Genomic DNA, 8,587 nt, shown 5'->3' on the forward strand with positions numbered 1-8,587 from the left:
GTTTTTCTTGTGGCATGGGCATCCTGCCCGTCTCGCCCACCCCACAAGCGGCTAGTTTTTCTTGTGGCATGGGCATCCTGCCCGTCTCGCCCATGTCATGTGCAAGATTTGAGTACTGACTCAACTTGCTCAGAATTCAGCAGTAATTCCCACTGTTGAAACAGGTAATTGATTGCTGCAAAAATTTTGTCTAATTCCTCAATTGTGTAAAACGTTTGATTGCGAGTGAAAACATTAGCTTTAAGTTTGCCAAATTGCCAAACTCCTCCATTAGAAGCAATGCCAAATACCTCTTGTTCTGGTTGCTCATTCAGCTTTTTTGCAGCAAGCATCTCCGCCATACACTGCGCCCATCCCGCTGCAAAATTATCCTGTTTTGCTTCTATGGGTTCTCAGTTACCAGAAACAATCGGTTTAAAGCCCCCCCTTTAAAGGGGAAAGGAAAAATTAATTTCCCAGAGTTACAATCCTCTTCTCTTTAGTCAGAGATAACTGTCAACTGTCAACTGTCAACTGTCAACTGTTGAAGATATCACGGGGCACGGCGACATCAAATTATCCCTGGGTCTGACAACTTAAAAGATGCCGTGCCCCTACTCCAGGGCACGGCAACATCAAATTATCGCTAAGTCTGACAACTTCAGGACTTACGCTTGGGCAACCTATCACCTTTGTTTCTTACTGCGATCTCTAATTCCAAAGCGACGATTTTTCATAGAAACCCGGTTTCTTTGCGTAAATCCTCAACTTATCTCCCTTCCTTGTGACAGGTAACGCCAGTGAACCCCAGGCGCTAAACTCCAGACAGTGCATGTGGTTAAATCACAGCAGAAATACTCAACTCCTGTCATGAATCTGATTTATTTTCTACTGAGTTCTTCCTGGAGGATGGTGGCGATCGCAATTGCCACCGGATTTTTAAGCGGTGGTAGCAGCGCCGGTTTGATCGCCCTCATCGGTCATGCTGTCGGCAGTAACAATGGTACCTCACGGACGTTGCTGGCTTGGGGTTTTGTGGGATTGGCTTTTGTGGCGCTGCTTACGAGTATTATTTCTCAGGTGGTGCTGATTCGCCTGTCTCAGGATGCTGTGTTTAAAATGCAGATGCGCCTCTCGCGTCAGATTCTTTCCTCCCAGTTGAGTCATTTGGAACAGCTGGGGACTCCCCGACTGCTAGCTACGCTGACTGAGGACGTGCAAGCAATCTCTAACGCTGTTTTCAGCATACCTTTTCTTTGCATCAACGCTGCCATCGTGGTGGGGTGCTTGATTTATGTCACCTTGCTGTCACCGCAAGTATTCTTGATGGTGATGGTTTTGTTTGCGATCGCTATTGGCAGCACTAACATCCTCTTAAAACGCGGCGGCAAGCAGCTTTCCCTCGCCCGCGAAGACCAAGATATTCTATTTAAACACTTCCGCAGCATCGCCGATGGCATTAAGGAACTCAAGCTCAACTATTCCCGCCGTCAAGATTTCCTGACAGAAGATTTACAAACCACCGCCGCCGACTTTCGGCGTCACAGCGTCCGCGGTTTAACCTTTTTTGCCATCACTTCGAGTTGGGGTAAATTAATCTTTTTCTTTGCCATCGGCGTCGTATTATTCTTACTTCCCAATCTGATGGCAATTAACCCCGAAACCTTTGCTGGTTACATCATTACCTTCACTTACTTGATCGCGCCGTTGGAAAGTATTGTCAGCAAATTACCCATCATCAGTAAAGCCAACATTGCCTTGCAGAAGATTGAAATGCTGGGTTTATCCTTAGCGAATCGCTCCGAAGCGGCGACGATTCCACCTGTGTTAGATCGTTCCTGGCATTATTTAGAACTGAAGGGAGTGACCCATACTTATACAAGCGATCGCGAAGATGTTAACTTTACTCTTGGCCCGCTCAATCTGACGCTATTTCCGGGAGAAATCGCCTTCATCATCGGTGGTAATGGCAGCGGTAAATCGACTTTGGCTAAGTTAATTACCGGACTTTACATCCCGGAAATGGGCGAAATTATCTTTGATGGGCAACCGATTACCGAAGCAAATCGCGAGTGGTATCGCCAACATTTTTCAGTGATTTTCTCGGACTTCTATCTATTTGAGCGATTGTTAGGATTTGATGACACAAATCTGGATACGCAAGTTCAAGATTATTTAAACCAACTCCAGCTGGAACGCAAAGTCAAAGTCGAAGGGAGAAGACTTTCTACCACCGCACTTTCCCAAGGACAGCGGAAACGACTGGCGCTGTTAACTGCGTATTTAGAAGACAGACCAATTTATCTATTTGATGAATGGGCAGCGGATCAAGACCCAATTTTTAAGGAAATCTTCTACAATGAGTTCTTACCAAAACTGAGAGAAAGAGGTAAAATGGTATTGGCAATCAGCCACGATGACCAATATTTTGATATGGCAGACCGCCTGATCAAACTCGATTATGGTCAGGTGGTGTATGACAAGAAAAAAGGTGTTTAGCTTTCCGGAAATGCTGTTTCACCTTGTGAAGACAAAAGATAGAAAAAACAAATTTGAAAAATACAAGGTGAAACCTATGGCAACTTCAACAGGAATCCAAAAACAGCAGGAACGCAAACAATCCCAGTCTAAGCGTCAATCAAGACACAACCCAGACATCGGGATGCCGAAAGTACCCCCGCGCCAACAGAAGGCGAAAGCATCTCGCGAGTTACTCAGCGATTGGCGCGACGCACCCTAAAAAACGCAGCGAATTTGTTGCCAGGGATCGGTAGGGAACATAGGATCGGTTTTGGTTTATACCAAAGTTGGTCAAATGTTCCCTACTTCCGCATCGATCCCCCCCAACCCCCAATGCCTTGGGGGGCTTTCCCCATCGATCCCCCCCAACCCCCAATGCCTTGGGGGGCTTTGCGGTTCCGGTTCCCCCCAAGGCATTGGAGGCTTTCCGGTTGGTTCGGGTTCCCCCCTTGGTAAGGGGGGCTAGGGGGGATCGGCTTTTGAACACCTGTGTATTTTTGTTCTATGCCTTCGGTAGGGCAAGCGCGTTATCAGCGAGTGCTTGTTCGGGGGGATTGAAAATTATTTCAAATTTTGCGCTGGGCACAAATCGCCGCAACACTCTGAGATGATCTTCCGCGTCTTGCCGATTGCAGAATCGCCCTATTGTTCGCTGTCTGGCGTCTGGGAGTGCGATTGCTATTGTCCATACATGGGGATCGAGATTGCTTTTTGGGTAGATGCTTTGAGAATTCATAGTGCCAATAGGTGGCATAATTTGGTGAAAAACCAGTAAAAGCGGCTTTTGTTGGTATTTAAAGCCGTTTTTAGCCATGAGAGTCCTTCCGCCCAAGTCTGTCTGTTTCTACATCGCTGTAGATGGCTTGGGCGTTTTTGAGCGACACAAGTTATAATAGTATACATGGTACAGGTAGTGCAAGTGGATATTCTAAACTTGGTTGTCCAGGTGGCACGATGAGTGGGAGTTCAGGTATTGGAAATGACCACTGATAAAGCCAACGATGTGTTTATCCGCGTCTTTTTAAGCTCCCAGATGCGAACCCGGTTTAAGGTTGCTTGCGCTCAATCTGGAGTAGCAATGAGCGAAAAAGCTAGAGAACTTATAGAGGAATGGACTATGAACCAAGAAAATCAACAACAATCCCCTCCTCCCGGTAAAAAGAAGGGAGATGAATGAACGTCTCTGAAATTGCTATGATGCGTTGCTTTACATCGAAGTGAGCGATCGCTACTGCTATACCTTGGTCTAGAAACCGGGTTTCTGTGTAGATTTTTCAGAGAAACCCGGTTTCTTTGCGTATGTCCTCAATTTTTGAAGCTCAACTTTGAGCAACTGCATTATCGAACAGTGCTGGTTCGGGCGGATTGAAAACTATTTCAAATTGCGCGCCGGGGACAAATCGCCGCAACACTCTGATGTGGTCTTCTGCGTCTTGCCGATTGCAGAATCGCCCTATTGTTCGCTGTCTGGCGTCTGGGAGTGCGATATGCCGACCGCACGCACTCGCGTTCGCTATTGTCCAGACATGAGGATCGAGATTGCTGTTTGGGTAGATGGTTTGAGAATTCATAGTGGAAATATGTTGCTTAATTTGGTGAAAAACCAGTAAAAGCGGCTTTTGTTGGTATTTAAAGCCGTTTTTAACCATCAAAATCCTTACACCCAAGTCTGTCTGTTTCTACATCAGAGTAGATGGCTTGGGCGTTTTTGACCTGTGAATGCTAATATACCATACATAGGTAAATTAGCATATTTTGCATATATGACTAATTTCGCCTGGTTTAGCCAAGTGCGATGATTAGGCTAAGCAGCGTTATTAGTTAGGTTATTGTGTCCACCGAAGACAAAACCGTGAAACTTGTGGTCTTTCTGTCAGATTCAGAACGAACTAGATTTAAAGTCGCCTGTGCTAAGAACAAGACCAGCATGAGCCAGCAGGCTCACCAATTGATTCTTGATTGGCTCAAAAACCAGGAAGAAGCTGAAAACCCCTCAAGCAATAAAAAAGCGAATAAATGAACTTGGGCTAAAAAGCAATGGCAAGAAGACGTGACGATCCAAACTACGCTCAAGTTAGCGGGTACATAAATAAAGAACTAGCGATGCGATTTAAGGTTGCTTGCACCGCCAAGGAAGTTAGCCAAACAGATGCGTTAGAGGAAGCGGTGAGACTGTGGCTGGAAAAAACGAACCTCCCTCGCTTGCCAAAGTTAAGTGGGATCGATGAATTGGTTGTTTGGGCGATCGCATCTTAATCCGGTGTACGATCGGCGATATGCCTCCCTTCCGCTGCACGTGAAGCGATGCGATCGCATCTTTTGGATATGTAGGGTTTTCCCTAAATAAATCAAAATAGGATGTGAGGATGGATGCCTAAGAAGATTAGAGAGTTAAAAAAGTTGCTTTTGAAGGCAGGTTTTACGTATCGACAAGGCAAAGGCAGTCATCAGGTGTGGAATCATTCACAATTAATTCAACCGATTGTTATTGCTAGGCAAGATGGAGAAGATGCGCCTATGTATCTGGAAAAGCAAGTAAATGCAGCACTGAAGCAACTAGAACAAATGGAGGATTTGTAGGAATGAACTCGCTCTACAGTATGGTAATTCAGTGGTCTGAGGAAGACAATTGTTTTGTAGTATTTCTGCCGGAGTTTGCCGGTTTAGTCATGCAGCCTTGTACGGATGGTAACACCTATGAAGAAGCTGCAAAACACGGTCAAGAAGCAATTTCGTCTTTAATTGAATGGTTCCAAGCTGAAGGAAAACCACTTCCTGCACCTAAGACAATGCCTCAGCAACCTTTATCAGTTGCTTAGAGATTGCTATGAGCAAAATTGTGTGGATTGTGTGGGTGCGTTCGCGTAGCGTGCCCGAGGCATATCGCAATCCAATATTTTCAGATGGGGATGAGAGCGATCGCTATCGCGGTTACTCCTGTTGCAGTTGAGCCAACACCCAGAAGCAGAGTTTTAGGGATGCGATCGCTAAATTTGCTTCTGGGTTAATCCACCTGGCAAATGCAATAACACCCCACTCAATAATTGTGCGGATGACTTTATTTCTCGCTTTGGCTGACTTTGAACGCACCCAGGCTAAACCATAGATTTCTGGGTGGCGAAGGGCAAGTGTCAGCATCATTTGGGGATTCATGGGTACTTCGTCGAACGCTTACAATTCAACGAATACTCGGCAAGTTCGATAGGACGTGAGAGCGCTGTAATACGAGTACTCACAAGTACTGTTCGCACTGCTGACTAATAAGCTAACAGCCGTTCGATAGGGGCATCCCCAAATTTCTGAAACTCTTGTGGGATGGGCATCTTGCCCGTCCATCAATTGCAATTTGTAAGCGCGACAGCTTACCAAAAGCTTTGTTAGAGTACGGATACCTGAAGCAATGGCGTTGGTATGAATAGAGACGGAAGACGCGGAGGCTTTTTAGCGAGTGGAGAGGGAGTCAAAAACCTCAAAAAAGCTAAGTGTAATAAAAAATACAGCTATCAAAAGATTGCTGATGAGGCTCATGTCACCCTCGATCAGGTCAAAAGGCTATTTAATCCTCAATGGGGAAATGGTCAATACAAGATTGGCGAGGAGGCACTGGAAGCGATCGCTAGAGTTCTAGACTTAGATCCAACCGATATTGTCGATCCCGACGAGTGGAATCCCCCAGTAGAAGAAAATCAGCGAGATGCCGTCTGTCGCTTTTTGGCAGAAATTGAAAACGATCCAAGATTCAAGTACATCCAGCTACTTCACATCCGGGAACAACCCATTGTTTTGCAAGACCAATATATTCCGATTCAGGTAACGCTGGAGAGGAAATACAAGCACGATGTTGAAACTATCTTCAGTTATGCGGAGTCGGAAGCAGAACTCAAGCGCGTCTACGCGCTGAAACATCAGGAAGATTCGCAGCCAAAGCAGGTAGATTGGGCAGAAGCAAAGAAACAGCATCAGCGAATTATGGTGTTAGCAGATCCGGGGATGGGGAAATCTACTCTATTAAAAATGGAGGCGGGTTTAACTGCCGAATCGGAACGAAAGTGTTTAGAATCGAACGGGAAAAAAGTCGAAGATGCGATCTTGCCGCTGTTTTTGAGACTGTCGGATATAGTTGATGAAAAACAAGCGGATATCTTCTCAACAGAAATCATCGATGCGATTCCCCTCATTCTCGGTAAGGAATATCGCAACACTTTACAGGATAATCTGGAAACGGCAGCAGTTATTGGGCAGGTTTTAAAGGAGAAATTGAGAACGGGGAAGTGCTTGCTGTTGTTGGATGCGCTGGATGAAGTTCCCCAAAAACATCGCTTGTACTTGTCTGAGAAACTGAACCGCTTTGTTCGCAATTATCCCGGTTCGATTATCTGCACGTCTCGGATTGTTGGCTATGGTGGGGGATTTTTGGATGGGGCGAAAGAGGTGGAAATTGTTCCTTTCAGTCAGAAGCAGACCGAGGATTATATTGAAATTTGGTTTAAGAATGCGGCGGGATATCTGAACGATGATTCTGTTTCTGCCCCGGATTTGATAAGAGAGTTGCAGCATAAACCCCAGATTCGGGGATTAGCGCAGAATCCTTTGCTGTTGTCGTTGATTTGCAGTTTGTATCAAGAAAAAGGTTTGACATTACCAGCGCGACGCTGCCAGGTGTACGAACAAGCTGTGAGCTATATGCTGGGAAAATGGAGTCAAAATCGCCAGCCACAATCTGATGGGAGGATGGTTGCGAAAACCCGATTTTTGTCTGAACTTGCCTATCATTTTACCTGCCAAGGTCAAGAGATTTTTTCCAGAGATGAACTCTACGATCGGATTGAGGAATATTTGCAAGGCGAGAGAGTGCCGACGAGTTTCAAAGATGCGGATACGGGGGATTTAATTGTGGAACTCTCGGAACAGGATGGCATTTTGCAAAAGTTGCATGAGGATGGCGACAAATACCTGTTTCTGCACCGGACGTTTCAGGAGTATTTGACGGCTTGTTATTTGAACCGTGCCAAGGATGGGATTGCTCTGGCGAAGGTGCATTTTTGGGAGTATGAATGGCATGAAACCTTGAGCTTGATGGCGGGATTGATGAGAAATCCCATTCCTCTGCTGGAGGCGATTCTAGGTGAGAAGGATGATATTTTTAAGACGCAGTTATTATTAGCGGGTCGCTGCATTGCTGAATGTAAGGATATTTCTCATTCGTTGATTGGGGACAGCATCGACAGAATTTATCAGTTTTGGTGTCGCTACTGGAAGGCTTGGTTTATTGAATTGGTTGTGGTGACATTAGGTCAAACAAATATACAAATGGTTGAGAAGTTACGACAAGCCCTCAAGCATAAGGATAAGTACGTGAGAAGGAATGCGGCAGCGGCATTAGGTCAGATAGGCAATCCCCAAGCGGTGAATGCCTTGATGGCTGCCCTCAAGCATGAGGATGGGTCCGTGAGATGGAATGTGGCAGAGGCATTAGGTAAAATAGGCAATCAGCAAGCTTTTGATGCCTTGATGGCTGCCCTCAAGGATGAGAATAACTACGTGAGAGGGAATGCGGCAGTGGCATTAGGTAAAATAGGCAATCCCCAAGCGGTTCCTGCCTTGATTGCTGCCCTCAATCATGATGATGAGTACGTGGTGAGAAGGAATGCGGCATGGGCATTAGGTGATATAGGCAATCCCCAAGCGGTTCCTGCCTTGATTGCTGCCCTCAATCATGATGATGAGTACGTGAGAGGTAATGCGGCAGAGGCATTAGGTAAAATAGGCAATCCCCAAGCGGTGGATGCCTTAATCGCTGCCCTCAACGATGAGAATGAGAACGTGAGAGGGAATGCAGCAGAAGCATTAGGTAAAATAGGCAATCCCCAAGCGGTGGATGCCTTAATCGCTGCCCTCAACGATGAGGATAAGTTCGTGAGAGGGAATGCAGCAGAAGCATTAGGTAAGATAGGCAATCCCCAAGCGGTGGATGCCTTGATCGCTGCCCTCAACGATCAGAATCAGGACGGATCGGTCCATCCACGTGAAGGGAAAGAGATTAGGGTCAAACCACTAGATCTCGATGCGATGATGGAGGCAATCAACG

At 46.0% G+C, this 8,587-nt stretch carries 12 protein-coding genes; 8 read left to right on the forward strand and 4 right to left on the reverse strand.

The window, feature by feature from the left end:
• Positions 1–95 precede the first annotated feature (95 nt).
• Positions 96–332, reverse strand: a complete 237-nt coding sequence (locus ACE1CM_RS03765; protein WP_374876072.1) for a hypothetical protein — start codon at positions 330–332, stop codon at positions 96–98.
• A 517-nt stretch (positions 333–849) separates the two neighbouring features.
• On the opposite strand from ACE1CM_RS03765, the gene ACE1CM_RS03770 reads away from it, so the two are divergent.
• Both ACE1CM_RS03770 and ACE1CM_RS03775 read left to right on the forward strand, forming a co-directional pair.
• Positions 850–2,478 (forward strand): cyclic peptide export ABC transporter, encoded by a 1,629-nt coding sequence (locus ACE1CM_RS03770; protein WP_374876073.1) that lies wholly within the window; start codon positions 850–852, stop codon positions 2,476–2,478.
• A 76-nt stretch (positions 2,479–2,554) separates the two neighbouring features.
• Positions 2,555–2,719 (forward strand): hypothetical protein, encoded by a 165-nt coding sequence (locus ACE1CM_RS03775; protein WP_374876074.1) that lies wholly within the window; start codon positions 2,555–2,557, stop codon positions 2,717–2,719.
• 282 nt (positions 2,720–3,001) lie between these two features.
• On the opposite strand, the gene ACE1CM_RS03780 is transcribed toward ACE1CM_RS03775, so the two are convergent.
• Entirely contained in the window at positions 3,002–3,313 is a 312-nt protein-coding gene (locus ACE1CM_RS03780) for a hypothetical protein (protein WP_374876075.1), read from the reverse strand.
• Positions 3,314–3,478: 165 nt separating this feature from the next.
• On the opposite strand from ACE1CM_RS03780, the gene ACE1CM_RS03785 reads away from it, so the two are divergent.
• On the forward strand, positions 3,479–3,676 hold the full coding sequence (locus tag ACE1CM_RS03785; RefSeq protein WP_374876076.1) for a plasmid partition protein ParG: 198 nt from the start codon (positions 3,479–3,481) through the stop codon (positions 3,674–3,676).
• Positions 3,677–3,818: 142 nt separating this feature from the next.
• Here the strand turns inward: ACE1CM_RS03785 and ACE1CM_RS03790 are convergent, their stop codons facing one another.
• Entirely contained in the window at positions 3,819–4,070 is a 252-nt protein-coding gene (locus tag ACE1CM_RS03790) for a hypothetical protein (protein ID WP_374876077.1), read from the reverse strand.
• A 260-nt stretch (positions 4,071–4,330) separates the two neighbouring features.
• Here ACE1CM_RS03790 and ACE1CM_RS03795 point away from each other — a divergent pair, with 260 nt between their 5' ends.
• The 4 genes from ACE1CM_RS03795 to ACE1CM_RS03810 all read left to right on the forward strand — a co-directional run bounded on the left by ACE1CM_RS03795 (position 4,331) and on the right by ACE1CM_RS03810 (position 5,318).
• A complete protein-coding gene (locus ACE1CM_RS03795; RefSeq protein ID WP_374876078.1) occupies positions 4,331–4,519 on the forward strand; it encodes a plasmid partition protein ParG in 189 nt (62 codons plus the stop codon).
• Between the two features lie 17 nt (positions 4,520–4,536).
• Positions 4,537–4,755, forward strand: a complete 219-nt coding sequence (locus ACE1CM_RS03800) for a hypothetical protein (protein ID WP_374876079.1) — start codon at positions 4,537–4,539, stop codon at positions 4,753–4,755.
• A gap of 114 nt (positions 4,756–4,869) precedes the next feature.
• Positions 4,870–5,079 (forward strand): type II toxin-antitoxin system HicA family toxin, encoded by a 210-nt coding sequence (locus tag ACE1CM_RS03805; RefSeq protein WP_374876080.1) that lies wholly within the window; start codon positions 4,870–4,872, stop codon positions 5,077–5,079.
• Between the two features lie 2 nt (positions 5,080–5,081).
• Positions 5,082–5,318 carry a type II toxin-antitoxin system HicB family antitoxin gene (locus tag ACE1CM_RS03810; RefSeq protein ID WP_374876081.1) on the forward strand — a complete coding sequence of 79 codons (237 nt, stop codon included), beginning with the start codon at positions 5,082–5,084 and terminating at the stop codon, positions 5,316–5,318.
• Positions 5,319–5,430: 112 nt separating this feature from the next.
• Here ACE1CM_RS03810 and ACE1CM_RS03815 read toward each other — a convergent pair whose 3' ends face one another.
• Positions 5,431–5,652, reverse strand: coding sequence for a hypothetical protein (locus ACE1CM_RS03815; protein ID WP_374876082.1), 222 nt, complete (start codon positions 5,650–5,652; stop codon positions 5,431–5,433).
• Positions 5,653–5,910: 258 nt separating this feature from the next.
• Between ACE1CM_RS03815 and ACE1CM_RS03820 the strand changes: the two genes are divergently transcribed.
• On the forward strand, positions 5,911–8,587 hold a 2,677-nt coding region (locus ACE1CM_RS03820), incomplete at its 3' end, for a HEAT repeat domain-containing protein (protein ID WP_374876083.1).

Origin of the sequence: Microseira sp. BLCC-F43 (assembly GCF_041929235.1) — a bacterium.
Lineage (GTDB): Bacteria > Cyanobacteriota > Cyanobacteriia > Cyanobacteriales > Aerosakkonemataceae > Microseira.

What these genes read in the sequence shown, in the direction of transcription:
- ACE1CM_RS03765 (WP_374876072.1), bottom strand. Translation starts at nt 332, where the DNA reads ATGCTTGCTGCAAAAAAGCTGAATGAGCAACCAGAACAAGAGGTATTT.
- ACE1CM_RS03770 (WP_374876073.1), top strand. Translation starts at nt 850, where the DNA reads ATGAATCTGATTTATTTTCTACTGAGTTCTTCCTGGAGGATGGTGGCG.
- ACE1CM_RS03815 (WP_374876082.1), bottom strand. Translation starts at nt 5,652, where the DNA reads ATGAATCCCCAAATGATGCTGACACTTGCCCTTCGCCACCCAGAAATC.
- ACE1CM_RS03780 (WP_374876075.1), bottom strand. Translation starts at nt 3,313, where the DNA reads ATGGCTAAAAACGGCTTTAAATACCAACAAAAGCCGCTTTTACTGGTT.
- ACE1CM_RS03790 (WP_374876077.1), bottom strand. Translation starts at nt 4,070, where the DNA reads ATGAATTCTCAAACCATCTACCCAAACAGCAATCTCGATCCTCATGTC.
- ACE1CM_RS03785 (WP_374876076.1), top strand. Translation starts at nt 3,479, where the DNA reads ATGACCACTGATAAAGCCAACGATGTGTTTATCCGCGTCTTTTTAAGC.
- ACE1CM_RS03805 (WP_374876080.1), top strand. Translation starts at nt 4,870, where the DNA reads ATGCCTAAGAAGATTAGAGAGTTAAAAAAGTTGCTTTTGAAGGCAGGT.
- ACE1CM_RS03810 (WP_374876081.1), top strand. Translation starts at nt 5,082, where the DNA reads ATGAACTCGCTCTACAGTATGGTAATTCAGTGGTCTGAGGAAGACAAT.
- ACE1CM_RS03775 (WP_374876074.1), top strand. Translation starts at nt 2,555, where the DNA reads ATGGCAACTTCAACAGGAATCCAAAAACAGCAGGAACGCAAACAATCC.
- ACE1CM_RS03800 (WP_374876079.1), top strand. Translation starts at nt 4,537, where the DNA reads ATGGCAAGAAGACGTGACGATCCAAACTACGCTCAAGTTAGCGGGTAC.